At 62.3% G+C, this 25,882-nt stretch carries 22 protein-coding genes; 12 read left to right on the forward strand and 10 right to left on the reverse strand.

Going from position 1 to position 25,882, the window contains the following annotated elements:
- Window positions 1-63 precede the first annotated feature (63 nt).
- Window positions 64-957, forward strand: a complete 894-nt coding sequence (locus tag AC07OT_RS26730; protein ID WP_115485824.1) for a DMT family transporter — start codon at window positions 64-66, stop codon at window positions 955-957.
- Between the two features lie 4 nt (window positions 958-961).
- Here AC07OT_RS26730 and AC07OT_RS26735 read toward each other — a convergent pair whose 3' ends face one another.
- The 4 genes from AC07OT_RS26735 to AC07OT_RS26750 form a co-directional block, all read right to left on the reverse strand.
- Window positions 962-2,179, reverse strand: coding sequence for a class I SAM-dependent methyltransferase (locus AC07OT_RS26735; RefSeq protein WP_495109484.1), 1,218 nt, complete (start codon window positions 2,177-2,179; stop codon window positions 962-964).
- Between the two features lie 121 nt (window positions 2,180-2,300).
- Window positions 2,301-2,918 (reverse strand): TPM domain-containing protein, encoded by a 618-nt coding sequence (locus tag AC07OT_RS26740; RefSeq protein ID WP_495101012.1) that lies wholly within the window; start codon window positions 2,916-2,918, stop codon window positions 2,301-2,303.
- A 31-nt stretch (window positions 2,919-2,949) separates the two neighbouring features.
- The gene (locus AC07OT_RS26745) at window positions 2,950-3,678 is read right to left on the reverse strand and encodes a TPM domain-containing protein (protein WP_065938845.1); all 729 of its coding nucleotides are present in this window, start codon (window positions 3,676-3,678) and stop codon (window positions 2,950-2,952) included.
- Between the two features lie 18 nt (window positions 3,679-3,696).
- Window positions 3,697-4,308, reverse strand: coding sequence for a LemA family protein (locus AC07OT_RS26750; RefSeq protein WP_065928260.1), 612 nt, complete (start codon window positions 4,306-4,308; stop codon window positions 3,697-3,699).
- A gap of 238 nt (window positions 4,309-4,546) precedes the next feature.
- Here AC07OT_RS26750 and bglX point away from each other — a divergent pair, with 238 nt between their 5' ends.
- On the forward strand, window positions 4,547-6,838 hold the full coding sequence (gene bglX / locus AC07OT_RS26755; protein WP_065938844.1) for a beta-glucosidase BglX: 2,292 nt from the start codon (window positions 4,547-4,549) through the stop codon (window positions 6,836-6,838).
- Between the two features lie 63 nt (window positions 6,839-6,901).
- Here bglX and AC07OT_RS26760 read toward each other — a convergent pair whose 3' ends face one another.
- The 4 genes from AC07OT_RS26760 to AC07OT_RS26775 all read right to left on the reverse strand — a co-directional run bounded on the left by AC07OT_RS26760 (window position 6,902) and on the right by AC07OT_RS26775 (window position 10,126).
- On the reverse strand, window positions 6,902-8,059 hold the full coding sequence (locus AC07OT_RS26760; protein WP_495109485.1) for a phospholipase D-like domain-containing protein: 1,158 nt from the start codon (window positions 8,057-8,059) through the stop codon (window positions 6,902-6,904).
- 1 nt (window position 8,060) lies between these two features.
- Window positions 8,061-8,651, reverse strand: coding sequence for a YceI family protein (locus AC07OT_RS26765; RefSeq protein ID WP_065938842.1), 591 nt, complete (start codon window positions 8,649-8,651; stop codon window positions 8,061-8,063).
- Between the two features lie 90 nt (window positions 8,652-8,741).
- Window positions 8,742-9,056 (reverse strand): amidase, encoded by a 315-nt coding sequence (locus AC07OT_RS26770; protein WP_065938841.1) that lies wholly within the window; start codon window positions 9,054-9,056, stop codon window positions 8,742-8,744.
- Window positions 9,053-10,126, reverse strand: a complete 1,074-nt coding sequence (locus AC07OT_RS26775) for a serine hydrolase domain-containing protein (protein WP_495109486.1) — start codon at window positions 10,124-10,126, stop codon at window positions 9,053-9,055. Before AC07OT_RS26775 ends, AC07OT_RS26770 begins: the two co-directional genes overlap by 4 nt.
- 184 nt (window positions 10,127-10,310) lie before the next feature.
- Here AC07OT_RS26775 and olsB point away from each other — a divergent pair, with 184 nt between their 5' ends.
- Window positions 10,311-11,066 carry an L-ornithine N(alpha)-acyltransferase gene (olsB, locus tag AC07OT_RS26780; RefSeq protein WP_027604385.1) on the forward strand — a complete coding sequence of 252 codons (756 nt, stop codon included), beginning with the start codon at window positions 10,311-10,313 and terminating at the stop codon, window positions 11,064-11,066.
- On the forward strand, window positions 11,066-11,857 hold the full coding sequence (locus tag AC07OT_RS26785) for a lysophospholipid acyltransferase family protein (protein WP_495109487.1): 792 nt from the start codon (window positions 11,066-11,068) through the stop codon (window positions 11,855-11,857). The genes olsB and AC07OT_RS26785 overlap by 1 nt, the downstream gene beginning before the upstream one ends.
- A 113-nt stretch (window positions 11,858-11,970) precedes the next feature.
- On the opposite strand, the gene AC07OT_RS26790 is transcribed toward AC07OT_RS26785, so the two are convergent.
- Window positions 11,971-12,555 (reverse strand): acyl carrier protein phosphodiesterase, encoded by a 585-nt coding sequence (locus tag AC07OT_RS26790; protein ID WP_495109488.1) that lies wholly within the window; start codon window positions 12,553-12,555, stop codon window positions 11,971-11,973.
- 154 nt (window positions 12,556-12,709) lie between these two features.
- On the opposite strand from AC07OT_RS26790, the gene AC07OT_RS26795 reads away from it, so the two are divergent.
- From AC07OT_RS26795 to AC07OT_RS26805, 3 genes are read left to right on the forward strand one after another with little or no spacing between them, the layout of a single operon-like run.
- Window positions 12,710-13,036: an ArsR/SmtB family transcription factor gene (locus AC07OT_RS26795; protein ID WP_065938836.1), complete on the forward strand. Its 327-nt coding sequence runs from the start codon at window positions 12,710-12,712 to the stop codon at window positions 13,034-13,036.
- Between the two features lie 13 nt (window positions 13,037-13,049).
- Window positions 13,050-14,216: an MFS transporter gene (locus AC07OT_RS26800; RefSeq protein WP_495109489.1), complete on the forward strand. Its 1,167-nt coding sequence runs from the start codon at window positions 13,050-13,052 to the stop codon at window positions 14,214-14,216.
- A 28-nt stretch (window positions 14,217-14,244) separates the two neighbouring features.
- Window positions 14,245-15,300 (forward strand): alkene reductase, encoded by a 1,056-nt coding sequence (locus AC07OT_RS26805; protein WP_027604390.1) that lies wholly within the window; start codon window positions 14,245-14,247, stop codon window positions 15,298-15,300.
- A gap of 306 nt (window positions 15,301-15,606) precedes the next feature.
- Here AC07OT_RS26805 and AC07OT_RS26810 read toward each other — a convergent pair whose 3' ends face one another.
- The gene (locus tag AC07OT_RS26810; RefSeq protein ID WP_027604391.1) at window positions 15,607-16,239 is read right to left on the reverse strand and encodes a TetR family transcriptional regulator; all 633 of its coding nucleotides are present in this window, start codon (window positions 16,237-16,239) and stop codon (window positions 15,607-15,609) included.
- A gap of 285 nt (window positions 16,240-16,524) precedes the next feature.
- Here AC07OT_RS26810 and AC07OT_RS26815 point away from each other — a divergent pair, with 285 nt between their 5' ends.
- The 5 genes from AC07OT_RS26815 (at window position 16,525) to AC07OT_RS26835 (ending at window position 25,803) form a co-directional block, all read left to right on the forward strand.
- The gene (locus tag AC07OT_RS26815) at window positions 16,525-17,673 is read left to right on the forward strand and encodes an efflux RND transporter periplasmic adaptor subunit (protein ID WP_115485810.1); all 1,149 of its coding nucleotides are present in this window, start codon (window positions 16,525-16,527) and stop codon (window positions 17,671-17,673) included.
- Between the two features lie 3 nt (window positions 17,674-17,676).
- Window positions 17,677-20,838 (forward strand): efflux RND transporter permease subunit, encoded by a 3,162-nt coding sequence (locus tag AC07OT_RS26820; RefSeq protein ID WP_065928270.1) that lies wholly within the window; start codon window positions 17,677-17,679, stop codon window positions 20,836-20,838.
- Window positions 20,835-22,292 carry an AdeC/AdeK/OprM family multidrug efflux complex outer membrane factor gene (adeC, locus tag AC07OT_RS26825; RefSeq protein ID WP_027604394.1) on the forward strand — a complete coding sequence of 486 codons (1,458 nt, stop codon included), beginning with the start codon at window positions 20,835-20,837 and terminating at the stop codon, window positions 22,290-22,292. Before AC07OT_RS26820 ends, adeC begins: the two co-directional genes overlap by 4 nt.
- Window positions 22,293-22,480: 188 nt before the next feature.
- Window positions 22,481-24,178: a molecular chaperone HscC gene (locus tag AC07OT_RS26830; protein WP_495109490.1), complete on the forward strand. Its 1,698-nt coding sequence runs from the start codon at window positions 22,481-22,483 to the stop codon at window positions 24,176-24,178.
- A gap of 11 nt (window positions 24,179-24,189) precedes the next feature.
- Window positions 24,190-25,803 (forward strand): J domain-containing protein, encoded by a 1,614-nt coding sequence (locus AC07OT_RS26835; protein WP_495109491.1) that lies wholly within the window; start codon window positions 24,190-24,192, stop codon window positions 25,801-25,803.
- Window positions 25,804-25,882 lie beyond the last annotated feature (79 nt).

Consider the following 25,882-nt stretch of genomic DNA (forward strand, 5'->3'; position numbering starts at 1 on the left):
AATCGGCGGGGGTTGTGGCTAGATGGGCTTCCCTTGAAGCCCTCTGGATTTCGGATCCCGCCCATGAGCTCGCGCGAAAACACCGGCATGGCCCTCGGCCTGCTGGGCGTCATCATCTTCAGCCTGACCCTGCCCTTCACCCGTATCGTGGTGCAGGAAATCCACCCGCTGCTCAACGGCCTGGGCCGTGCCTTGTTCGCGGCGATCCCCGCGGCGGCGCTGTTGCTGTGGCGCCGCGAGCGCTGGCCGACCTGGCGCCAGGTGCGGGGTTTGTGCCTGGTCATTGCGGGGGTGATTCTGGGCTTCCCGGTGCTGTCGGCGTGGGCCATGCAAACCTTGCCAGCGTCCCATGGCGCACTGGTCAATGGCCTGCAACCGCTGTGCGTGGCGCTGTATGCGGCGTGGCTGTCCCATGAGCGGCCGTCGAAAGCCTTCTGGGCCTGCGCGGCGCTGGGCAGCGGGTTGGTGTTGAGTTATGCATTGATCACCGGCGCCGGCAGTATCCAGGCCGGCGATTTATTGATGCTCGGCGCGATAGCCGTGGGTGGCCTGGGCTATGCCGAAGGCGGCCGGTTGGCCAAGGAGATGGGCGGCTGGCAGGTGATCTGCTGGGCGCTGGTGCTGTCCACGCCGGTGTTGATCGGCCCGGTGTGGTACCTGGCGGCGCAGCACCAAGGCGCGGTCTCGATGCGCGCCTGGTGGGCCTTTGGTTATGTGTCGCTGTTCTCGCAGTTCCTGGGCTTCTTCGCCTGGTACGCGGGGTTGGCCATGGGCGGCATTGCGCGGGTCAGCCAGATTCAGCTGTTGCAGATCTTCTTCACCATCGCGTTTTCGGCGCTGTTCTTCGGTGAACATATCGAGCCGATTACCTGGGTGTTTGCCTGTGGGGTCATCGTCACGGTGATGCTCGGGCGCAAGACCGCGGTGCAGGCTGCGCCGATCGCTAAGTCGGCGTGAGCCCCTATTTAAGGTAGCCATCCGCGCGCAGCAGGGTTTCCAGGCAGTGTTCGGAGATGTGGTAGAACGCCTTCAACTCCTGGATTCTCTCCAGCAACTGCGCGTTGTCCACCGGCTCCGCACGCTTGACCGCCAGGATCATCTTGTTCTTGTTGGTGTGCTCCAGGGAGATGAACTCGAACACCTTGGTCTCGTAGCCGCAGGCTTCGAGGAACAATGCCCGCAAGCTGTCGGTGACCATTTCCGCCTGCTGGCCCAGGTGCAGGCCGTATTGCAGCATCGGCTTGAGCAGCGCCGGGCTCTGGATCTGCAGGCGAATCTGCTTGTGGCAGCACGGTGAGCACATGATGATCGACGCGCCGGAGCGGATGCCGGTGTGGATCGCGTAATCGGTGGCGATGTCACAGGCATGCAGGGCGATCATCACGTCCAGCTGGCTGGGCGCCACGCTGCGCACATCACCACATTTGAACACCAGCCCCGGGTGCTCCAGGCGGGCCGCTGCGCCGTTGCACAAGGTCACCATGTCTTCGCGCAACTCGACGCCGGTGACTTCGCCTTCGGCCTTGAGGGTGTTGCGCAGGTAGTCGTGGATCGCAAACGTGAGGTAGCCCTTGCCCGAACCGAAATCGGCGACGCGCACCGGTTGGTCCAGCTTCAGCGGTGAGGAGGTCAGCGCATGGCTGAACACTTCGATGAACTTGTTGATCTGCTTCCACTTGCGCGACATCGACGGGATCAACGCCTGCCTGGCGTCGGTCACGCCCAGGTCGGCGAGGAACGGCCGGCTCAGGTCGAGGAAGCGATGCTTCTCACGGTTATGCTCGGCCGATGGCGCCTCGCGCAGTTGCTGAGGCTTGCTCCTGAACAGCGAGCTTTTGTTCTTCTTGCTGTATTCCAACTGGGCTTCGTCGGTCAGCGACAGCAGGTGTGCGTTCTTGAACGAGCCCGGCAGCAACGCGGCAATCGCCGCCACGCCGTCGGCCAGCGCCAAGTTCTTGGTGATGTCGCGGGTCTTGTAGCGGTAGACGAAGGACAGGCACGGCTGCTCCTTGACGGTCACCGCCTTGATGATCAGCCGCTGCAACTCGGCTTCGTCGCCGACGTATTTGGCCAGCACCAGCTTGATAAAGGCGTTCTGCGCAAGGCTTGTGCTCAACAGTTCGATGAACTGGGCGTGATGATCCGGCGCGGGGCTGGCAGGTTGAACGGTGACAGACATGAACAAAAACGCCTCGGGCAGGGAATGCCGGGCATTTTAGGGGGGATGGGGGTTCAGGGCACGGGGTTATTTGATCAACGGTACTGCCCCCTCCCACATTTGATCTCCGGTGTTGGATGTTCTATTCGAGTACGACCAGGCGATTTGGCAGTTCATTCCGGGCGTGTGTCACCGGCACATGCACCTTCAATAATTCACCACACGCTTCGATGCAGGCAATAAACCCAACCAGCGTCTGCCCCTGTTTCACCTGCTGGGTAAACGCCTTGACGATGGCATCCCAACTGCTGTTATCCAGGCGCTTGGAAATACCTTCGTCCACCAGGATCTCCACATAACGTTCCGCCTCGCTGACAAAAATCAGCACCCCGGTGCTGCCCAGGGTGTGGTGCAGGTTCTGCTCCAGGAACTGCCGGCGCGCCAGGTTGGAGGCGCGCCAATGGCGTACCGAGCGCGGGATCAGGCGAGTGGTCACCTTGGGCAGGCGAAACAGCAGGCACAACACGATGAACGTCGCCCACTGCGCCAGCAGCAAGGTGTACATGGTCAGGTAGCCCGACAGGTAATGCACCACGCCCGGCACCACCAAGGCGATCAGGCTGGCCCACAGCAGGGGGATGTAGGCGTAATCGTCGGCGCTGGCCGCCAGCACGGTGACCAGTTCGGCGTCGGTGGTTTTTTCGACCCGGGCAATCGCTTCGGCGACTTGGCGCTGCTCGTGTTCAGTCAGTAATGCCATGGTTGTAGATGCTCTTTTCTAGTTATTGTCATTACCAGCCGCCCGACGCGCCGCCGCCGCCGAAGCCACCACCGCCGCCTCGGAAACCGCCGCCACCTCCCCCGCCACCGCCGCCGCGTCCACTGCTGCTGAGGATCGCCAAAAGGATCGCGCCCACCGGCAGGCCCATGCGATTGCACAGCCACAACACGCCGATCAGCAGGATGAACAGGCCGATGGAAAAGCCGGGATTATCCTTGGCAAAGTTGGCATCCGCCACATGCGCCGGCACCGCCAGCGGTTCGCCACCGACCACCTGTACCATCGCCGCCACGCCGTCGCTGATGCCCTGGCTGAAATTGCCGGCCTTGAACTTGGGCGCAATCACCTGGTTGATGATCACCCAGGCCTGCGCATCGGTGAGCACGCCTTCAAGGCCATAGCCGACTTCGATGCGCAACGTGCGCTCGTCACGGGCGACGATCAGCAACGCGCCATTGTCCTTGCCCTTCTGGCCGATGCCCCACTGGCGACCCAACTGGTAACCGTAGTCCTCGATGGGCACGCCCTGCAGGTCGGGCACCGTGACCACCACGATCTGGTCGCCACGGGTCTGCTCCAGCGTCTGCAACTGCTGGGTGATGTGCTCGCGCGTGGCCGGGTCGATCATCTGGGCGGTGTCCACCACCCGTCCGCTCAACGCCGGGAACGTCAGCGCTGCCTGGGCCACCCCCACGCAGGCCAGCATCCATAGCGCCAGGCCTATCCGTAATAAACGCATCGACACCTCAGTGCAGCCTTATTTGAACTTCACTTGCGGCGCTTTATCGGCATCGGCACTGGTGGCTTCAAAGGTGGCGCGGATCGGCAGGTCGCTGTACATCACGCTGTGCCACAGGCGACCTGGGAAGGTGCGGATCTCGGTGTTGTACGCCTGCACGGCCTGGATGAAATCGCGACGGGCCACGGCGATGCGGTTTTCGGTGCCCTCGAGCTGGGATTGCAGGGCCAGGAAGTTCTGGTTGGCCTTCAGGTCCGGGTAGCGCTCGGAGACCACCATCAAGCGGCTGAGGGCACCGCTCAAACCGTCCTGGGCCTGTTGGAACTGCTTGAGTTTTTCCGGGTTGTCCAGGGTGCTGGCATCCACCTGGATCGAGGTGGCCTTGGCCCGCGCCTCGATCACGGCGGTCAGGGTGTCCTGCTCATGGGCCGCGTAACCCTTGACCACTTCCACCAGGTTGGGGATCAGGTCGGCGCGGCGTTGGTACTGGTTCTGCACCTGGCCCCAGGCCGCCTTGGCCTGTTCGTCCAGGGTCGGGATGTTATTGATGCCGCAGCCGCTCAATACTGTGCTGATCAATAGCAAAGCCGCGGCCTTGAGGCCCCAGCGGGAATGTTGTGCTGCTTGCATGGTGTTTCTCCTGCCCAAACTGGATGGAATGTGACGACTAACCCTAAAAACCACACGCTTGGGGCATAATCCGCCACCACTGGAATGCATCGAGCCAATCAGCTACAAAGATGCCCAGCGCGATAAAGAGTTCAGAGTGTGCTGCATTTATCTGAACAACACCCGAACAACAATAGACGCTCCCCACATTTTGGCCGATCAGCCCAAGCGCTGTGCAGTGAGCCGAAAAAGGATATTCATGAAGAAGCTGTGTTTGCTCGGCCTTGTTGCCACGCTGGCCACCCACCCCGTCTGGGCAGAAACAAAGCCTGCTGCGCTTAAGGACAAGGACGCTTTCGTCAGCGACCTGCTCAAGCAGATGACCCTGGATGAAAAGATCGGCCAATTGCGCCTGATCAGCATCGGCCCGGAAATGCCCCGTGAGCTGATCCGCAAGGAAATCGCCGCCGGCCGCATCGGTGGCACGTTCAACTCCATCACCCGCCCGGAAAACCGTCCGATGCAGGACGCGGCCATGCGCAGCCGCTTGAAGATCCCGATGTTCTTCGCCTATGACGTGATCCACGGCCACCGCACGATCTTCCCGATCAGCCTGGCCCTGGCCTCCAGCTGGGACATGGACGCCATCGGCCGCTCCGGGCGCGTCGCCGCCCGGGAAGCCGCCGCCGACAGCCTCGACATCACCTTTGCACCGATGGTCGATATCTCCCGCGACCCGCGCTGGGGTCGCACGTCCGAAGGCTTCGGTGAAGACACCTATCTGGTCTCGCGGATTGCCGAGGTGATGGTCAAGGCCTTCCAGGGCGCCAGCCCCGCGAATGCCGACAGCATCATGGCCAGCGTCAAGCACTTCGCCCTCTACGGCGCAGTGGAAGGCGGACGTGACTACAACGTGGTCGACATGAGCCCGGTCAAGATGTACCAGGACTACCTGCCGCCGTACCACGCGGCGATCAAGGCCGGTTCCGGCGGCGTGATGGTGGCGCTGAACTCGATCAATGGCGTGCCCGCCACCGCCAACACCTGGCTGATGAACGACCTGCTGCGCAAGGACTGGGGCTTCAAGGGCCTGGCCGTCAGCGACCACGGGGCGATCTTCGAGCTGATCAAGCACGGCGTGGCCAAGGACGGGCGTGAAGCCGCCAAGCTGGCGATCAAGGCCGGCATCGACATGAGCATGAACGACTCGCTGTACGGCAAGGAACTGCCGGGGCTGCTCAAGTCCGGCGAGATCGAACAGAGCGACATCGACAACGCCGTGCGTGAAGTGCTCGCTGCCAAGTACGACATGGGCCTGTTCAAAGACCCGTACCTGCGCATCGGCAAGGCCGAGGATGACCCGGCCGACACTTACGCAGAGAGCCGCCTGCACCGTGCCGAGGCCCGTGATGTGGCGCGCCGCAGCCTGGTGCTGCTGAAGAACCAGAACGACGCCCTGCCGCTGAAAAAGTCCGCGACCATCGCGCTCGTGGGCCCACTGGCCAAGGCGCCGATCGACATGATGGGCAGTTGGGCGGCGGCCGGCAAGCCGGAGCAATCGGTCACGCTGCTTGACGGCATGAACGCGGTCATCGGCGAAAAAGGCAAGATCATCTACGCCCGTGGCGCCAACATCACCAACGACAAGGCGGTGGTCGACTACCTCAACTTCCTCAACTTCGATGCCCCGGAAGTGGTGGATGACACCCGCCCGGCCCAGGTGATGATCGATGAAGCGGTCAAGGCCGCCAAGGATGCCGACGTGGTGGTCGCCGCCGTGGGTGAATCCCGTGGCATGTCCCACGAATCGTCGAGCCGCACCGACCTGAATATCCCGCAAAGCCAGCGCGACCTGATCAAGGCGCTTAAAGCCACCGGCAAACCGCTGGTGCTGGTACTGATGAACGGCCGCCCGCTGTCGATCCTGGAAGAGAAACAACAAGCCGACGCGATCCTGGAGACCTGGTTCGCCGGTACCGAAGGCGGCAACGCCATCGCCGACGTGCTGTTCGGTGACTACAACCCATCGGGCAAGCTGCCGATCACCTTCCCACGCTCCGTGGGGCAGATTCCGACCTACTACAACCACCTGACCATCGGCCGGCCATTCACCCCGGGCAAGCCGGGCAACTACACCTCACAGTACTTCGATGACACCACCGGGCCGCTGTTTCCGTTTGGCTATGGCCTGAGCTACACCACCTTCAGCCTGTCGGACATGGCGCTGTCGTCCACCACCCTGAACAAGACCGGCAAGCTCGACGCCAGCGTCACGCTGAAAAACACCGGCAAGGTCGATGGCGAAACCGTGGTGCAGCTGTATATCCAGGACGTGGCGGGTTCGATGATCCGTCCGATCAAGGAGCTGAAGAACTTCCAGAAGGTCATGCTCAAGGCTGGCGAAGAGCGCACGCTGCACTTCACCATCACCGAGGACGACTTGAAGTTCTACAACACCCAGCTCAAGTTCGCCGCCGAGCCGGGGGAGTTCAATGTGCAGATCGGGCTGGATTCCCAGGACGTACAGCAGCAGACCTTCGAACTGCTCTAACGCCTGACACGGTCAACAAATGTGGGAGCAAGCCCCCTCCCACATTTGACCTCAGTGTTCTTGCTAGCCGCGTCGATCCAGCAGGTTCACCACCAACCGATCAATCCACCCCCACACCCGCTGCTTCACCCGCCGCCACAACGGCCGCGCCTTCCACGCTTCCAGGCTGACCACCAGGCTCTGGGCAAAATCCGCGGTAAAACTCGCCGCCACCGCCTGCGTTAGCTCAGGGTCCAACGCTTCCAGGTTGGCTTCCAGGTTGAAGCGCAGATTCCAGTGATCGAAGTTGCACGAGCCGATACTCACCCAATCGTCCACCAGCGCCATCTTCAGGTGCAAAAAGCACGGCTGGTATTCAAAGATCTGCACGCCTGCACGCAACAAACGCGGGTAATAACGGTGCCCGGCGTAGCGCACGGAGGGGTGATCGGTGCGCGGGCCGGTGAGCAGCAAACGCACATCCACCCCACGCCCTGCGGCCCGACGCAATGCGCGGCGCACGCCCCAGGTGGGCAAAAAATACGGCGTGGCGAACCAGATACGTTGCTGGCTGCTGTTCAGCGCGCGGATCAGCGATTGCAGGATATCGCGGTGCTGTCGGGCGTCTGCATAGGCCACTCGGCCCAGGCCTGGCCCCGTCGCAGGCACCTTGGGCAAGCGCGGCAAACCGAAATGGGTGGCGGGCTTCCACGCACGGCGCGCGACATTGGCATGCCATTGCCGTTCGAACAGCGCCTGCCAGTCCAGCACCAGCGGGCCGTGGACCTGCACCATCACCTCATGCCAGTCGGCGGTGTCTTGCCCCGGCGTCCAGAACTCATCGGTGACGCCCGTGCCACCGACCACGGCAGTTTCCTGGTCGATCAGCAACAGCTTGCGGTGGTCGCGGTACAGGTTGCGCATCCAACGGCGCCAGCTCAGGCGATTGTAGAAACGCAGTTCCACTCCGGCGTCGGTCAGGCGCTTACGCAGCCCCAGGGTAAACGCCAGGCTGCCGTAGTCATCAAACAGGCAACGCACCCGCACGCCGCGCTCGGCGGCCAGCACCAGCGCCTGCACCATCGCTTCGGCGCAGGCGCCAGCCTCCACCAGATACAATTCCAACTCCACTTGCCGCTCGGCCCGGGCAATGCCCACCAGCATCTGCGGAAAAAATTGCGGGCCGTCGATCAACAACTCGAAACGGTTGGCGCTGCGCCACGGGAACACTGCGCCGCTCATGTCAGCGCGCCGTAAAGATCAGCACCGCACCCACCGGCACCGACAAACTGATCGACTTGAGACCGGCCGCTTTACGCAACATCGCCACACCCGGCGCCAGGTCGAAATCCTCCGCATGCAACACCACCGGTTCCAGGGTCACCACCTGGAAACGCCGGTCATCCAGGCGCGTGGCCAACAACTCGGCGCTGTAGGTCTGGGTCTTGCCATGCAGGGTGACGCTCAGGGGCAAGCGCAGTTCCAGTTGCGCGCCAGGCGCCAGGTCATTGATGGGTTGCAGATTGATCTGTGCGCTGATCAGCGCTTCGGGGAAAGTCTTGATTTCGAACAGCTGATTGCGCATGCGCTCGTCGCGCAGCGGGATGCCGCTGTTGACCGACTCCAGCTCTACTTCCAATTGCGCCGCGCCCTTGCTGTCGACCTTGCCGTGCAGCACCAGGAAGCGATGGACTTCAGCGATCTCGGTGTTTTTGGTGGTGACGAACGACAGGCGCGAGGACTCGTTGTCCAGGTACCAGTCGGCATGGGCGGGCACCGCGGCAGCGGCCAGCAGGGCGAAGGCCAGGGGTTTGATAACAGACGCGTTGAACATTAAGGACTCGTGGGGCGAAAAACCTGCACGAACCTTAAGCGCAATGTCACGAACGGCGCAAATCCAATGTGGGGGGTGGCTTGCGCTGTGTCAGGGATTCAGACGACAGCCCTGCCGATCCCCCAACCACCGCGCGCTGTGCGTACGCCCCAAGCCACTCGCCGTCACTTCACTGCGTTCCGGGTTATCGCTGAACGCACTGGTGGGCACGTACTGCTTCACATAACCCCGGCAGTAGTCGGCTGGATTGTTCGCCACATAGCGGCACGAGCAGTACTCCTTGGCGGTATACGCCGCGATGATATCGGGGAAGGCTTGCAGGTTGACGCGCTCGTGCCAAACCCAACCAGACAGGGCAAGCAGCAGCACGAGAAACAGGCTGGTGAACGGCCGACGACGGATCATGGTTGCACCGCCGCGAGCACGCGTTTGAGCAGTTCGTTGTGGCGGTAGCTGCCGTCGCGATCATCGCCATAGCGCACGATCACCAGGTGTTCGTCGGGCATCACGTACAGCGCCTGGCCCCAATGACCGAGGGCGGCGAAGGTGTCGGCGGGGGCGTCGGGCCAGGGCCTCGGGGCGCCTTGGTTGAGCCACCATTGGCCACCGGGGACGGCTTCGTCCTGGCCGGCGGTGTATTTGTCGAAGGGTTGGCGGTTGAACGCCACCCAGTCCTTGGGCAGCAATTGTTGATCCCCCCAGCGCCCGTCGCGGGCCATCAGCAGGCCGACACGCGCCAGGTCACGCGCGGTGAGGAACGCATAGGACGAGGCGACAAAGGTTTCGTCGGCATCGGTTTCCCAGGTGGCGTTGTGAATGCCCAGCGGCTTGAACAGCGCGTCCCAGGGGTAACTCATGTACGCCTTGTGGCCGAGCATGCCCTTGAGCGCGGCGGACAGGATATTGCTGTCGCCGCTGGAATAACGAAAGGCCTGGCCCGGTGCGCTGAAGGACTCAGTGCTGGCGGCGAACTCGGCCATATCGGCGCGGCCACGGGTGTAAAGCATCGCCACCACTGAGGACTTCAGCGGCGCGTATTCATAGTCTTCCTGCCAGTCCAGGCCCGAGGCCCAGTGCAGCAGGTCGGCCATGGTCACCTTGGGGTGCTGTTTCATCGGCGGGTAAAAGCGTGCCGCAGGGTCGGTCAGTTTGAAACGGTTTTCGCCGTAGGCCACGCCGAGCACGGTAGCCATCAGGCTTTTGCTGATGGACCAGGTCAGGTGTGGCGTGCTGGCTGTGGTCGGCGCGGCGTAGCGTTCATAGACGACCACACCGTCGCGGATCACCAGCAGCGCGTCGGTGCGAATGCCTTGGCGGGCAGTGTCGTCACGGGGCGGGAATGCATAGGCGTCAAGGGCTTCGACGGCGGGCCCTGCGAGCGGCGTGCCCTTGGCCCACTCCTTGTCAGGCCAGGTTTCAGCGCAGGCGGTAACGGTGACGAACAGCAGGGCAACGCACAACAGGCCTTTGACCATGGACACAGACTCAAGGGGGCATTCAAGCCCGCGAGCCTAGCCGAGGGCAATGACAGATTTGCTACAGAGGTCCTGTCATCCAAGCGTCACCATAACTTCATGGAGATGACACCGGGGCTACATAGCCTGACTTTGGACAACAAAGTCGACCGGCCGAAACGTGGCTGGCACTCGGAGATTCGCCATGACTCAGATCGCCCGCATCAGCGACACCGGCAATGAACGCCGTCTGCAAGCCGAACGCCTGGTTGGCGCCAAGGCTTTGCAAGAAGCCCAGGCCCTGCGTTTCAACGTCTTCAGCGGCGAGTTCAACGCCAAGCTCAAAGGCGCGGAACACGGCCTGGACATGGATGACTATGATGTTCACTGCAGCCACATCGGCGTGCGGGACTTGAACAGCGGTCGACTCGTCGCCACCACCCGTTTGCTCGACCACCAGGCCGCCAGCACCCTGGGCCGGTTCTACAGCGAAGAAGAATTCAGCCTGCATGGCCTGTTGCATCTGCAGGGCCCGATCCTGGAAATCGGCCGCACCTGCGTCGACCCGGCCTACCGCAACGGCGGCACCATCGCCGTGTTGTGGGGCGAGTTGGCCGAAGTGCTCAACCAGGGCGGCTACAGCTACCTGATGGGCTGCGCGAGCATCCCGATGCACGACGGCGGCATCCAGGCCCACGCGATCATGCAGCGCCTGCGCGAACGTTACCTGTGCAACGAACACCTGCGCGCCGAACCGAAAAAACCGCTGCCGGCGCTGGACCTGCCGACCAACGTAATCGCCGAGATGCCGCCACTGCTCAAGGCCTATATGCGCCTGGGTGCGAAGATCTGCGGCGAGCCGTGCTGGGATGAGGATTTCCAGGTCGCCGACGTGTTCATCCTGCTTAAGCGCGATGAGCTATGCCCGCGCTATGCGCGCCACTTCAAGGCGGCCATGTGATGAGCCGCCTGCGCGTGTACGGGCGCATCGCCCGGGTGCTGGTGGTAGTGGCGCTGGGCTTGAGCATGGCCAGTGTGTTTGGCGTGTTCGAACGCTTGGGCATCGCCAACTCGATGGTGCGGCGCCAGCGCTGGTCGCGGTTCTTCATGGCACGGCTGACCAACGCCCTGCCCTTTCGCGTGACAGTGCACGGCGAGTTGCCGACCCAGCCCATGCTGTGGGTGAGCAACCACGTGTCCTGGACCGATATTCCGTTACTGGGCGCAGTGGCGCCGATGTCGTTTTTATCCAAGGCCGAAGTGCGCACCTGGCCGGTGGCCGGCTGGTTGGCGGCGAAGGCCGGTAGCTTGTTTATCCGTCGCGGTTCGGGTGACAGCCAGTTGATCCGCAAGCAGATGACCCGCCATCTGGAACAACAGCACCCGCTGCTGATGTTCCCCGAAGGCACCACCACCGACGGCCGCAGCCTGCGCACCTTCCATGGGCGCTTGCTGGCCAGTGCGATTGACGCGGATGTGTCGCTGCAACCGGTGGCCATCCGTTATCTGCGCGACGGGCAGGTCGACCCGCTGGCACCGTTCATTGGCGATGACGATTTGCTCTCGCACCTGATGCGCCTGTTCGGCAATGACCAGGGCGATGTGGAAATCCACGTGCTCAAACCGATTGCCTGCGCCGGGCAGGAACGTGCGGCGCTGGCTTTCCAGGCGCAGCAGGCGGTGCAGAAGGCGTTGTTTGGGCCGGTGCCGGAGACTGAACACGTAGCGGCGCGACCAGCCTTTGCCGCGTGATATGAGCTAGACACTGCTCCAAATGTGGGAGGGGGCTTGCCCCCGATAGCGGTGGGTCAGCTATAGATAAGCTGACTGGAAGTCTGCTATCGGGGGCAAGCCCCCTCCCACATTTAGCTTTGTGTTGTCAGGTAGTTATGCGCGAAGGCTTGCAGTTCGGGGTAGAAGATCCGGAAGTCTTCACTCAACGGCTCATACAACTCACGCAATTCCTGCATCGCAAACCTTAATTCCTGGGGTTGTGTGAGCCGCCGCGAAATCCCGCGCAACACCTGCTCCATCACCGCAAACTCGCGGTACGACCCCAACCAATCATCCGCGGCCATATACGGCGCTATCTGCGCCAGCCGCCCCGGCAACTGCGGTTCGGCCGCCAGCACGCGGTACACCTGCGAGGTGAAGTGCTCCAGGGGCTGGTCGGCGTACAGCGCCCAATCCCGCGCCAGGCAGTGATCGAAGAACACATCAAGGACAATCCCGGCGTAGCGCCGCCGGGTCAGGCTGAAGCGCGACAACGCCTCGCCCACCAACGGGTGGCTGTCGGTGAAGCGGTCGATCGAGCGATGCAACTGGATCGCCGCTTCGATTGGCGGGCTGAACTGGCCCTGCAGGCGACCTTTGACAAAGTCGCCGTACAGGCTGCCCAGCAGTTGCGCAGGAAGTTGGCCGCCCAGGTGCAGATGTGCGAGATAATTCATGCCGCGCAGTCTAGCACTGGCGCCAACGTATCGTTATAACCCGATATACCGATTCAGCCTGAGCTCAGAGCAAAATCATATTGGTATATCGGGATATAACGATTTAAAGTTCGCCTCATCGCGATATAACGCTTTACGACACCGAGCACCTGCCATGTCCATCGACCTCGACGAAATAATAAAAGCCCTGGCGCACCCAGTACGACGAGACATCCTCACCTGGCTGAAAGACCCGAAAGTGCAGTTCCCCGAGCAATTGCACAACCACGAATACGGCATCTGTGCCGGGCAGATCGACCAGCGCTGCGGCTTGTCCCAGTCGACCGTGTCGGCCCACCTGGCCACCTTGCAACGGGCGGGATTGATCAGCAGCCAGAAGGCCGGGCAGTGGCACTTTTTCAAGCGCAATGAGGAAGTGATCCAAGCCTTCCTCGCGGCGCTTACCACTGAACTCAGCGCTGAAATCAGCGCGACGTTGTAACAAGGAAACGATAATGCCCCTCTCGCTACTCATCCTGGCCCTGAGCGCCTTCGCCATCGGCACCACCGAGTTCGTGATCATGGGCCTGCTGCCCGATGTGGCCGCGGACCTCGGCGTGTCGATTCCCGGCGCTGGCTGGCTGGTCACCGGCTATGCCCTGGGCGTGGCCATCGGTGCGCCGTTCATGGCACTGGCCACCGCCAGGTTGCCCCGCAAGGCGGCCCTGGTAGCGTTGATGGGCATCTTCATTATCGGCAACCTGCTCTGCGCCCTGGCCAGTGACTACAACGTGCTGATGGTTGCCCGCGTGGTCACCGCGCTGTGCCATGGCGCGTTCTTCGGCATCGGTTCGGTGGTCGCCGCCAACCTGGTGCCGGCCAACAAGCGCGCTTCGGCCGTGGCCCTGATGTTCACCGGCTTGACCCTGGCCAACGTGCTCGGTGTACCACTGGGCACTGCGCTGGGCCAGGAAGCCGGCTGGCGCTCGACCTTCTGGGCAGTGACGGTGATTGGCGTGGTGGCGCTGATCGGCCTGATCCGCTTCCTGCCGGCCAAGCGTGACGAAGAAAAACTCGACATGCGCGCCGAACTGGCCGCCCTCAAGGGTGCCGGCATCTGGTTGTCGCTGAGCATGACCGCCCTGTTCGCCGCGTCCATGTTCACCCTCTTCACCTATGTTGCGCCGCTGCTCGGCGATGTCACCGGCGTGTCACCCAAAGGCGTGACCTGGACCCTGCTGCTGATCGGCCTGGGCCTCACCGTGGGCAATATCATCGGCGGCAAGCTGGCGGACAAACGCCTGGCAGCCACCCTGATCGGCGTGTTTATCAGTATGGCGGTGGTGTCCACCGCGCTGACCTGGACCAGCATCGCCGTGATCCCGACCGAGATCACCCTGTTCCTCTGGGCCACCGCTTCGTTTGCCGCCGTACCTGCGCTGCAGATCAACGTGGTGACCTTCGGCAAGGCCGCGCCGAACCTGGTCTCCACCCTGAACATCGGCGCCTTCAACATCGGCAACGCCCTCGGCGCCTGGGTGGGCGGCAGCGTGATTGCCCACGGTTTCGGCCTGAGCAGCGTGCCTCTGGCGGCAGCGGCCCTGGCGATCCTGGCGCTGCTGGTGACCCTGATTACTTTCCGTCAGGGCGGCGATGCCGACCTGGCCCCTGCGACCCACTGATCAACTTCAAAGAGAAGGGTGTTTTCCCATGACGACTATTTTCGATCCGATCAAACTGGGCGACCTGGAGCTGTCGAACCGCATCATCATGGCACCGCTGACCCGCTGCCGCGCCGATGCCGGCCGCGTACCCAACGCACTGATGGCCGAGTACTACGTGCAACGTGCTTCCGCCGGGCTGATCCTCAGCGAAGCCACTTCGGTGACACCGCTGGGCGTGGGCTACCCGGACACGCCGGGCATCTGGTCCAACGACCAGGTGCGCGGCTGGGCCAACATCACCAAGGCCGTGCATGGCGCAGGGGGCAAGATCTTCCTGCAACTGTGGCACGTCGGCCGCATTTCCCACGCGTCCTACCTGAACGGCGAAACCCCGGTGGCGCCGAGCGCGATCCAGGCTAAAGGTCACGTCAGCCTGGTGCGCCCATTGGCCGACTACCCGACGCCGCGCGCCCTGGAAACCGCTGAAATCGCCGACATCGTCGACGCTTACCGCACCGGCGCCGAGAACGCCAAGGCCGCAGGCTTTGATGGCGTGGAGATCCACGGCGCCAACGGCTACCTGCTCGACCAGTTCCTGCAAAGCAGCACCAATAAGCGCACCGACAACTATGGTGGGTCCCTGGAAAACCGTGCACGCCTGCTGTTGGAAGTGACCGATGCGGCCATCGAGGTCTGGGGCCCTGGCCGTGTGGGTGTGCATTTGGCACCGCGCGCCGATGCCCACGACATGGGCGACGACAACCTGAAGGAGACCTTCACCTACGTCGCCAGCGAGCTGGGCAAGCGTGGTATCGCCTTCATCTGCTCCCGTGAAAAGGCAGGTGCGGACAGCCTCGGCCCTCAATTGAAAAAGGCCTTTGGCGGCGTGTACATCGCCAACGAACGTTTCACCAAGGACAGTGCCAATGCCTGGCTGGCCGAAGGCAAAGCGGACGCCGTGGCCTGGGGTGTGCCGTTCATTGCCAACCCGGACCTGCCAGCACGCCTGAAAGCCGATGCGCCGTTGAACGAAGCGCATCCGGAAACCTTCTACGGCCAGGGCCCGGTGGGCTACATCGATTACCCGACGCTGCCACTGTAATCACCCGACACGCGAAACCAAATGAGGGAGGGGGCTTGCTCCCGATGGCGGTGCGTCAGTCACTGTATGTGTTGACTGAACCACGGCCATCGGGGACAAGCCCCCTCCCACATTGTTGACACGATGTTGCCTTGGGAAACACTCCTTAACAGCCTTGCAACAAAATCCCTACAAAATACTTAGGCGGCTATGTATCAACCGCCCGCCAGCCCGTATATAAAGTCACCCCACCTATCAGGCAGAAGGACGATTGACGGTCCTTAGGCTTTACTGTTGACACAACCTGATGCAATTACGCATTTTGTCTCAATTGCGCAGGCTGGGGCTCAGGCGCAGCATATCGAGCCCTGCATCCACCCAGCGTTCGGCCTCCTGATGTAGCTGGAAGCTGTCGGGTACCAGCAGCCACTGGCCAATCAGCCCGTTGATGTAGGCATGGATGCACACTGCGCCACGGGTGGTGTCGAGGTTTTCCGGAAGTTGCCCGCGATGGACCGCGTTGCGCAGTGTCAGGCCGATGCGCAGGTTGCATTCCAGGCTGTGGGTCTGGCGCTGACGGCGCATGTCGCACATTTCATCGGTGAATTCGCACTTATGAAACAAAATCTCATTGATGCGCCGGGTTTTCGGGTCCAGGGCCACCTGATGAAACAAATGAATCAGCAGCTTGCGCATGCACCCCAACGGATCGACTTCGTCCTCGCTTTCACTGGCCCTGGCCAATTCGTCCAGTGGCTCATGCAGCGTGTCCAGCAGGGCCTGCAACAGATCGGATTTATTACTGAAGTGCCAATAAATGGCGCCCCGCGTGACGCCGGCCAGCGCAGCGATATCCGCCAGCGTCGTCCGTGCAACGCCGCGTTCATAAAAGGCTTGCTCGGCGGCTTCGAGAATTTGGCTGCGCGTTTCCTGAGCTTCCTCTTTAGTGCGACGAACCATGGCAGTACAACCTCAATCAGGACACATAAGACTATCGTTAACGCAGTGTTAATAGATGTTAACGATCATCCGAATATTTGTGGGACGACACCGTCATGGGCGCCGAACGTAATGGAATCGAGACTTTTGGCCTGCTTTGTCAACAATCCGCGAAGCCTGTCAAGAGTTTACAAACAACCATGAACGTAAGTATATTGCGTAGCAAGCTACTTATCTACTCACAGCTTGTTTTTTACCCTTCCACACTTCTTGTGCGCACCCTGCGCGCCTGACCCGAGGATCTTCATGCAACTTAAGCCAGCTGTTACCGCTCTGGTCACTGCCGTCGCCCTGGCATCGCTGCTCAGCGGATGTAAAAAGGAAGAAGCGGCTCCGCCCGCTCAAGTCCCTCAGGTCGGCGTGGTCACCATTCAACCGCAAGCCTACACCCTGACGTCCGAGCTGCCCGGCCGCACCACCGCCTACCGCATCGCGGAAGTTCGCCCGCAGGTCAACGGCATCATCCTCAAGCGCCTGTTCAAGGAAGGCGCGGATGTGAAGGAAGGCCAGCAGCTCTATCAGATCGATCCGTCGGTCTATGACGCCACGCTGAAAAGCGCACAAGCCAGCCTGACCCAGACCAAGTCCATCTCCGACCGCTACAAGCAGTTGGTCGATGAGCAAGCCGTCAGCCGCCAGGAATACGACACCGCCGTGGCCAACCGCATGACCGCGGAAGCAAACGTGCAAACCGCCCAGATCAACGTGCGCTACACCAAAGTGTTCGCGCCGATCTCTGGGCGTATCGGTCGTTCTTCGGTGACTGAAGGCGCGCTGGTCAGCAATGGCCAGACCGATGCCATGGCGGTAATACAGCAACTGGACCCGATCTACGTCGACGTCACGCAGTCTTCGGCTGAAATGCTGAAACTGCGCCGCGACCTGGAAAGCGGCCAACTGGAAAAAGCCGGCGCCAATGCCGCCAAGGTCAAGCTGACCCTGGAAGACGGCAGCGACTACGGCCATGACGGCAAGCTGGAATTCTCCGAAGTCTCGGTCGACCAGACCACCGGCTCCGTGACCCTGCGCGCCGTGTTCCCCAACCCTGACCACACCCTGCTGCCGGGCATGTTCGTGCACGCCCAGCTGCAAGCCGGCGTGAACAGCAAGGCGATCCTCGCGCCACAGCAAGGCGTGACCCGCGACCTCAAGGGCATCCCGACAGCGCTGGTGGTCAACGCCGACAACAAGGTCGAGCAGCGTGTGCTGGTGGCCAACCGCACCGCCGGCGCTTATTGGCTGGTGGAGAAAGGCCTGAATGCCGGTGACCGCGTGATCACCGAAGGCCTGCAGTACGTCAAGCCGGGTGTGGAGGTCAAGGTCAAGGAGGCTGACAACGCCAAGCCCGCCGGTTCCGCCGCTGCTCCTGCTGCCGCGCCTGGCCAGGGGGAGTAATCCATGTCGAAATTTTTTATCGACCGTCCCATTTTCGCCTGGGTAATTGCCCTGGTGATCATGCTGGTCGGGGCACTGTCGATCCTGAAGTTGCCCATCAACCAATACCCGGCCATCGCGCCAACCGCCATCGACATCCAGGTGACCTACCCAGGCGCGTCCGCACAAACCGTGCAGGACACCGTGGTGCAGGTCATCGAGCAACAGCTCAACGGTATCGACAACCTGCGTTATGTGGCCTCGGACAGTAACTCCGACGGCAGCATGACCATCACCGCGACGTTCAACCAGGGTACCAACCCGGACATCGCCCAGGTTCAGGTACAGAACAAGCTGAACCTGGCGACCCCATTGCTGCCGCAGGAAGTGCAGCAACAGGGTATCCGCGTAACCAAGTCGGTAAAGAACTTCCTGATGGTGATCGGCCTGGTGTCGGAAGACGGCAGCATGACCAAGGATGACTTGTCCAACTACATCGTTTCCAACATCCAGGACCCGATTTCCCGGACCGCAGGTGTGGGTGACTTCCAGGTGTTCGGTTCGCAGTACGCCATGCGTATCTGGCTGGACCCGGCCAAGCTGAACAACTTCCAGCTCACGCCGGTGGATGTCAGCACGGCCATCTCGGCACAGAACGTCCAGGTGGCCACCGGTCAATTGGGCGGCCTGCCTGCCCTGCCCGGCAACCAGCTGAACGCCACCATCATCGGCAAGACCCGGCTGCAGACGGCTGAGCAGTTCGGCAATATCCTCATGAAGGTCAATGCCGACGGCTCACAGGTTCGCCTGCGTGACGTGGCGCGTATCGAACTCGGCGGCCAGAACTACAGCATCAGCGCGCAGTTCAACGGCAACCCGGCTTCCGGTATGGCGATCAAGCTCGCGTCGGGCGCCAACGCCCTGGACACCGCCAAGGCCATCCGTGCCACCGTGGCGTCCCTGGAACCGTTCTTCCCGCCTGGCATGAAGGCGGTGGTGCCGTATGACACCACCCCGGTCGTGACCGAATCGATCTCCGGTGTGGTGCACACCCTGATCGAAGCGATCGTGCTGGTGTTCCTGGTGATGTTCCTGTTCCTGCAGAACTTCCGCGCCACCATCATCACCACCATGACCGTACCGGTGGTATTGCTGGGTACCTTCGGGATCCTCGCGGCGTTCGGTTTCACCATCAACACATTGACCATGTTCGGCATGATCCTCGCCATCGGCCTGCTGGTGGACGACGCCATCGTCGTGGTGGAAAACGTCGAGCGGGTAATGGCCGAGGAGCACCTGTCGCCGAAAGAGGCGACGGTCAAGTCCATGGGCCAGATCCAGGGCGCCCTGGTGGGTATTGCCCTGGTACTGTCGGCGGTACTGTTGCCGATGGCGTTCTTCGGCGGCTCCACCGGTGTGATCTACAAACAGTTCTCCATCACCATCGTTTCGGCCATGGCGTTGTCGGTACTGGTTGCCCTGATCTTCACCCCGGCCCTGTGCGCCACCATGCTCAAGCCGATCGACCCGGAAAAACACGGCCAACCCAAGCGTGGTTTCTTCGGCTGGTTCAACCGCACCTTCGACCGCGGCGTACTGAGCTACGAGCGCGGCGTGGGTAACATGATCAAGCACAAGATCCCGGCGTTCCTGGTGTACGCCCTGATCATCGCCGGCATGATCTGGCTGTTCATGCGCATCCCGGCTGCGTTCCTGCCCGATGAAGACCAGGGCGTGATCTTTGCCCAGGTGCAGACCCCGGTAGGTTCTTCGGCTGAACGCACGCAAAAAGTCATCGACGACATGCGCGCCTACCTGCTCAATGATAAGGAAGGCGAACCAGGCGAAGGCAAAGGCGTGAAATCGGTGTTTACCGTGAACGGCTTCAACTTCGCCGGTCGTGGCCAGAGTTCGGGCCTGGCCTTCGTGATGCTCAAGCCGTGGGATGAGCGCGACTCGTCCACCTCGGTGTTCGAGATTGCCAAGCGTGCCCAGGGTTACTTCATGCAGACCTTCCAGGACGCCATGGTGTTTGCCATTGTGCCGCCGTCTGTACTGGAACTCGGTAACGCCACCGGTTTCGACGTGTTCCTGCAAGACCAGGGCGGTGTCGGCCATGAAAAGCTGATGGCTGCGCGTAACCAGTTCCTGGGCATGGCTGCCCAGAGCAAGATCCTGGCCGGTGTGCGCCCCAACGGCGTGAACGATGAGCCGCAATACGAGCTCACCGTCGACGACGAGAAGGCCAGTGCCCAGGGCATCACGCTGTCCAACATCAACCAGACCCTGGCGATTGCCTTGGGTGGCAGCTACGTCAACGACTTCATCGACCGTGGTCGGGTGAAGAAGGTTTACGTGCAAGGTGAGGCCGCCAGCCGGATGTCCCCGGAAGACCTGAACAAATGGTACGTGCGCAGCGACTCCGGGAAGATGGTGCCATTGTCGGCCATCGCCTCGGGCAAGTGGATCTACGGCTCGCCGAAGCTCTCGCGTTATAACGGTGTAGCGGCGATGGAAATCCTCGGTACCCCGGCACCGGGCTACAGTACCGGTGACGCCATGGCCGAAGTCGAACGCATCGCCAAGGAGCTGCCGGCGGGTGTGGGCTATGCCTGGACGGGCCTGTCGTATGAAGAACGCCTGTCCGGCTCCCAGGCGCCGGCACTGTATGCGCTGTCGCTGCTGGTGGTGTTCCTTTGCCTCGCGGCGCTGTACGAAAGCTGGTCGATCCCGATCGCAGTGATCCTGGTGGTCCCACTGGGCGTGGTGGGTGCGTTGATCGCCACCAGCATGCGCGGCTTGTCCAACGACGTGTTCTTCCAGGTGGGCTTGCTGGTGACGGTGGGCCTGGCAGCGAAGAACGCCATCCTGATCGTGGAGTTCGCCAAGGAACTCCACGAGCAAGGCAAAGGCATCGTCGAGGCGGCCATCGAAGCCTCGCGGATGCGCCTGCGGCCGATCATCATGACCTCCATGGCGTTCGTCCTCGGCGTGTTGCCGCTGGCGATCTCCTCGGGCGCCGGCTCAGGCAGCCAGCACGCAATCGGTACCGGTGTAATTGGCGGTATGATCACGGCCACGGTGCTGGCGATCTTCTGGGTACCCCTGTTCTTCGCGAGCGTGTCCGCCATGGGCGAACGTAACAAGACTGAACCTAAGCAAACTCCTCAAGAGGCTGGCCAATGAGCAAGTCGCTACTCTCCTTAGCCGTCACCGCATTCGTGCTCAGTGGCTGCTCGCTGATCCCTGACTACCAGCGCCCTGAAGCGCCGGTGGCAGCTCAGTTCCCACAGGGGCCGGCGTATTCGTCGGCCCAGGCGCCGGGCCAGGCCGCTGCCGAGCAGGGCTGGAAGCAGTTTTTCCATGACCCTGCCCTGCAACAGCTGATCCAGACCGCGCTGGTGAACAACCGTGACCTGCGTGTCGCGGCCCTGAACATCGACGCGTATGCGGCGCAGTACCAGATCCAGCGTGCCGACCTGTTCCCGGCCGTATCGGCCACGGGCAGCGGCAGCCGTTCGCGCACCCCGGCCAAGCTGTCGCAGACCGGCGAATCGACCATCACCAGCCAGTACTCGGCCGGCCTCGGGATCAGTTCTTATGAGCTGGACCTGTTCGGTCGTGTGCGCAGCCTGAGTGAAGAAGCGCTGCAAAAGTACTTCGCCACTGAAGAAGCACGGCGCAGCACCCAGATCAGCCTGGTGGCCAGCGTGGCGAATGCCTACCTGACCTGGCAGGCCGACAAGGAACTGCTCAAGCTGACCCAGGACACCCTCGGCGCGTACGAGCAGAGCTTCAAACTGACCTCGCGCAGCAATGAAGTCGGTGTGGCTTCGGCCCTCGACCTCAGCCAGGCGCGCACCTCGGTGGAAAATGCCCGTGTGGCACTGGCACGCTACACCCGCCAGGTGGCCCAGGACGAAAACAACCTGACCCTGCTGCTGGGCACCGGCCTGCCGGCGAATATCGCCAGCAAGCCGCTGTCGGATGACCTGCTCAGCGACGTACCGGCCGGCTTGCCCTCGGACCTGCTGCAACGTCGTCCCGACATCGTGCAGGCCGAGTACAACCTCAAGGCCGCCAACGCCAACATCGGTGCGGCCCGTGCAGCGTTCTTCCCGAGCATCAGCCTGACCGCCAGCGCCGGTACCGCCAGCCCTACCCTGGGCGGCCTGTTCAAAGGCGGTTCGGGCACCTGGTCGTTCGCCCCGCAGATCAACATCCCGATCTTCAACGCCGGCAGCCTGCGCGCCAGCCTGGACTACTCGAAGATCCAGAAAGAGATCAACGTGGCGAACTACGAGAAGGCGATCCAGACCGGCTTCCAGGAAGTCTCCGACGGCCTCGCCGCGCGTGAGACCTACAAGCAGCAGCTGGAGGCCCAGCGTGGCTTCGTCGCGGCCAACCAGGATTACTACCGCCTGGCCGAGCGTCGCTACCGCATCGGTGTCGACAGCAACCTGACCTTCCTCGACGCCCAGCGCCAACTGTTCAGTGCCCAGCAATCGCTGATCACCGACCGCCTGGCGCAGCTGACCAGCGAGGTCAACCTGTACAAGGCCCTCGGCGGCGGCTGGAACGAGCAGACCGCGAAGAACGAGCCGTTGAAAGAAGAAGCACCGGCGCTGAAGTTGTTCTGATAGCGCCGTTGTAAACAAAACCGCTTGCCTTACTGGAAGCGGTTTTTTTATGCCCGGTCATCGGGGCCTTGCGATGGACGGAATGTTTTTATGGCGAGCCACAAAGCGCTCCCGCCTTGCTTTGCGCTCAACCTTTCAGGGTAAAATCTGTCACAGATTCTTACAGACCACAGAGGGAGCTTGTCGTAATGATCGTAGGAATCGACCTGGGGACCACCAACAGTCTCGCAGCCGTCTGGCGCGGCGATGCCGCCGAAATGGTGCCCAATGCCCTGGGCCAGTTACTGACCCCCAGCGTGGTCGGGCTGGATGACCAAGGCCGTGTCCTGGTAGGCCAGGCCGCCAAAGAGCGCCTGCACACCCATCCGCACCTGACCACCTCGCTGTTCAAGCGCTACATGGGCAGCGCCACCGAAGTGCGCCTGGGCGACCGCTCGTTCCGCCCCGAAGAACTCTCGGCGCTGGTACTCAAAAGCCTCAAGGAAGACATCGAGCGCACCTACGGCCAAACCGTTACCGACGCGGTGATCAGCGTGCCCGCCTATTTCAGCGACGGCCAACGCAAGGCCACGCGCATCGCCGGTGAACTGGCGGGGCTCAGCGTTGAGAAACTGATCAACGAACCGACCGCCGCGGCTTTGGCCTACGGCCTGCACCAGCGGGATAAAGAAACCTCGTTCCTGGTCTTCGACCTTGGCGGCGGCACCTTCGACGTGTCGATCATCGAGCTGTTCGACGGGGTGATGGAAGTCCGCGCCAGCGCCGGCGACAACTTCCTCGGTGGCGAAGACTTCGACACCCTGTTGCTCGAACACTTTGTCGACAGCCAACGCAACGCCACGGGTTTCCCGCCCACCAGCACGGTGCTGCAAGCCCTGCGCCGCGAAGCCGAGCGCGTACGCAAAGCCCTGGGCCAGGACGACAGCGCCGAGTTCGCCCTGCGCGTCGACGGCCAGCAATGGGTGAAAACCATCACCCAACAGGAACTGGCCAAGCTCTACACGCCGCTGCTGGAACGCCTGCGCGCGCCGATCGAACGTGCCCTGCGCGACGCGCGGATTCGGGTCGGCGACCTGGATGAAATCCTGCTGGTGGGCGGCACCACGCGCATGCCGCTGGTACGTAAACTCGCCGCCGGCCTGTTCGGGCGCTTCCCTTCCATCAGCCTCGACCCCGACCAGGTGGTCGCCCATGGTGCGGCGATCCAGGCCGCCCTCAAGGCCCGTTCCGCGGCCCTCGAAGAAGTGGTGCTGACCGACGTCTGCCCCTACACCCTGGGCATCGAAACCTCCAACCAGTACGGCGGCCATATCGAAAGCGGCCATTACCTGCCGTTGATCGAACGCAACAGCAGCGTGCCGGTCAGTCGGGTCAAAAGCGTGGTCACCCTGCACGACGACCAGGCCCACGTACTGCTGAAGATCTACCAGGGCGAAAGCCGCCTGGTCAAAGACAACATCGAGCTGGGCCAACTGGATATTCCAGTGCCCAAGCGCAAGGCCGGTGAAGTCTCCCTGGACGTGCGTTTCACCTACGACAACAACGGCCTGCTGGAAGCCCAGGTGAATATCCCGCTGACCGGCGAGCAGCATTCGCTGGTGATCGAGAATAACCCCGGCGTGCTCAACCCGCAGGAGATCCAGCAACGCCTGCAAGCCCTGGCGCAATTGAAGGTCCACCCCCGCGACCAGCAGGTCAATACCGTGCTCGTCGCCCGCCTCGAACGGCTCTACCAGGAAAACCTCGGCGAGCTGCGCGAACAGCTCGGGCATTGGGCGGCGCAGTTCCAGCAGGTACTCGACACCCAGGACGAACGCCGCATCCGCGAAGCCCGCAGCGAACTGAGCCGTCAACTTGAGCAACTCGACAACGGGTTCTGGCGCTGAGGGAACACGACATGGATTGCTGGACCGTACTGCAACTGCCGGATGACGCCGACGAGCGCAGCATCAAGCGCAGCTATGCACGGCTGCTGAAAAGCTGCCGCCCGGACGACGACGCCCAAGGCTTCCAGCGCCTGCGCGAGGCCTATGAACACGCGCTGAGTGAAGCACGCTGGCGGGCGGATAACGAAGAGGAAGAACGCGTCCAGGCGCCCGTGGCCGAAGCGGCCTACACAAACCTGAATGACCTGGCCGAACTGATGGACATCAGCCCCGTCAGCCCTGCGCCCTTCGACGCCCCCACACCGGACCCGGCCCAGGCACTGCTCGACGGCCTTAACGCGCGTAACCTCGATGAACGCTGGGCCCAGGCTCGGCAACAGGGCTGCACCGATGCGTTCCAGGCCGGCCTGTTGCGCCATTGTTTCGAAGCACCGGGCGAACGCAGCGCCATCGCCGCTTGGGCCGCGCAACACCTGGAATGGCTGACCCCCTGGCAGCAGGTGGCGATGACGTCCTGGCAATACGAAGCATTGACCGGCGAGCTGCTGCAAGACTACCGCCGCACCCTGCAGGAACTCCTGGAGCAAAAGGCCGAGCGCGAGTTCATCACCCAGCTCACGCAGTACAACGACCAACCCTGGCTGCGGGTGTTCGACCTGCAACAGCAATGGCAGCGCATCGTCCTGCACCTGCTGCATGACACCCAGTGGAGCGTGCCGCTGTTCGAGCGGGTGTGCCAGGCCTTCGGCTGGGACGACCAGAAAGGCGTGTACCCGGAACCGGCGTGGATGTGGCGCGAACTGGTGTCGCGTTGCGAGCAGGAAAGTTTCTACGCCAACTTGCAGGACAAGGCCCAGGACACGCGGCGCACATCAGCCGATGCCCTGGCCGCACGCCTGCTGCTGACGCCGATGTCCGCCACGCAACACAAACGCATGATCGATGGGTTTGGCGAGAACGAGTGGAACGCCTGCCAGCACCTGGCGCAAACACTGACCTGGCGCTATCCGCAACTGGTCGAGCGCCTGCCTCAAACAGACCTGTTCTTTTGGCGCAAATTCGTGCCCCGGCCGATCTACACCCAGGTGTTTATCCGGCTATGGGCCGTCTTCGCTTTGGGGCTTGGCCTGAGCATCGCCCACGATAAGCCAGACAGAATGGACGGGATGTCGCTGGTCATTTTCATGCTGATGGCGTTCGTGCCGGCGGCCGTTGGCTTTCGCGTCACCCAAATGTGGGCCGGGATGAGTTCAACCTATCGGGTGCTGGATGTGTGGCTGAGCCAGTACCTGATCCCCAAGCGAATCAACCCCAACGACTACTGGCTGGTGATTCGCCACGGCGTACCGCAGGCGATCATGCTGGTGGCCTGCGGCTTGATGCTCGGCGTACTGGGTGCGCTGACCTATGCCGGCGCGCTGCTGATCAACCTGCTGCACAAAAAACGCATCGGTCATATGAGCCAGAAGTTCGCCGAAGGCTACCCCTGGTTGAACGGCCTGCACTGGGCCTTCTGGAGCCCTCTGCAAGGGGTGTTCCTGGTGGTGATGGTGGCGCTGATCATTGCCGCCCAGCATTATTTGCCGGCGGTGCCCTGGACCCACTTCGACCTGCCCAAGCGATAACCCCGCAGTACCGGGCCTTTGCGCCCGGCAACTTGCGTTCGATCATCGCCCACAACCCGCCCTGCCCCGATTGAACCGC

The sequence above is a fragment of the Pseudomonas sp. GW821-FHT09C10 genome (assembly GCF_059418085.1).

Bases quoted from the DNA above. Each gene is read 5' to 3' on its own strand.
- AC07OT_RS26810 (WP_027604391.1), bottom strand. From the start codon at position 16,239: ATGGTTCGTCGCACTAAAGAGGAAGCTCAGGAAACGCGCAGCCAAATT.
- AC07OT_RS26820 (WP_065928270.1), top strand. From the start codon at position 17,677: ATGTCGAAATTTTTTATCGACCGTCCCATTTTCGCCTGGGTAATTGCC.
- AC07OT_RS26835 (WP_495109491.1), top strand. From the start codon at position 24,190: ATGGATTGCTGGACCGTACTGCAACTGCCGGATGACGCCGACGAGCGC.
- adeC (WP_027604394.1), top strand. From the start codon at position 20,835: ATGAGCAAGTCGCTACTCTCCTTAGCCGTCACCGCATTCGTGCTCAGT.
- AC07OT_RS26815 (WP_115485810.1), top strand. From the start codon at position 16,525: ATGCAACTTAAGCCAGCTGTTACCGCTCTGGTCACTGCCGTCGCCCTG.
- AC07OT_RS26805 (WP_027604390.1), top strand. From the start codon at position 14,245: ATGACGACTATTTTCGATCCGATCAAACTGGGCGACCTGGAGCTGTCG.
- olsB (WP_027604385.1), top strand. From the start codon at position 10,311: ATGACTCAGATCGCCCGCATCAGCGACACCGGCAATGAACGCCGTCTG.
- AC07OT_RS26735 (WP_495109484.1), bottom strand. From the start codon at position 2,179: ATGTCTGTCACCGTTCAACCTGCCAGCCCCGCGCCGGATCATCACGCC.
- AC07OT_RS26775 (WP_495109486.1), bottom strand. From the start codon at position 10,126: ATGGTCAAAGGCCTGTTGTGCGTTGCCCTGCTGTTCGTCACCGTTACC.
- AC07OT_RS26790 (WP_495109488.1), bottom strand. From the start codon at position 12,555: ATGAATTATCTCGCACATCTGCACCTGGGCGGCCAACTTCCTGCGCAA.
- AC07OT_RS26770 (WP_065938841.1), bottom strand. From the start codon at position 9,056: ATGATCCGTCGTCGGCCGTTCACCAGCCTGTTTCTCGTGCTGCTGCTT.
- AC07OT_RS26745 (WP_065938845.1), bottom strand. From the start codon at position 3,678: ATGCGTTTATTACGGATAGGCCTGGCGCTATGGATGCTGGCCTGCGTG.
- AC07OT_RS26740 (WP_495101012.1), bottom strand. From the start codon at position 2,918: ATGGCATTACTGACTGAACACGAGCAGCGCCAAGTCGCCGAAGCGATT.
- AC07OT_RS26760 (WP_495109485.1), bottom strand. From the start codon at position 8,059: ATGAGCGGCGCAGTGTTCCCGTGGCGCAGCGCCAACCGTTTCGAGTTG.
- AC07OT_RS26785 (WP_495109487.1), top strand. From the start codon at position 11,066: ATGAGCCGCCTGCGCGTGTACGGGCGCATCGCCCGGGTGCTGGTGGTA.
- bglX (WP_065938844.1), top strand. From the start codon at position 4,547: ATGAAGAAGCTGTGTTTGCTCGGCCTTGTTGCCACGCTGGCCACCCAC.
- AC07OT_RS26750 (WP_065928260.1), bottom strand. From the start codon at position 4,308: ATGCAAGCAGCACAACATTCCCGCTGGGGCCTCAAGGCCGCGGCTTTG.
- AC07OT_RS26765 (WP_065938842.1), bottom strand. From the start codon at position 8,651: ATGTTCAACGCGTCTGTTATCAAACCCCTGGCCTTCGCCCTGCTGGCC.
- AC07OT_RS26800 (WP_495109489.1), top strand. From the start codon at position 13,050: ATGCCCCTCTCGCTACTCATCCTGGCCCTGAGCGCCTTCGCCATCGGC.
- AC07OT_RS26795 (WP_065938836.1), top strand. From the start codon at position 12,710: ATGTCCATCGACCTCGACGAAATAATAAAAGCCCTGGCGCACCCAGTA.
- AC07OT_RS26830 (WP_495109490.1), top strand. From the start codon at position 22,481: ATGATCGTAGGAATCGACCTGGGGACCACCAACAGTCTCGCAGCCGTC.
- AC07OT_RS26730 (WP_115485824.1), top strand. From the start codon at position 64: ATGAGCTCGCGCGAAAACACCGGCATGGCCCTCGGCCTGCTGGGCGTC.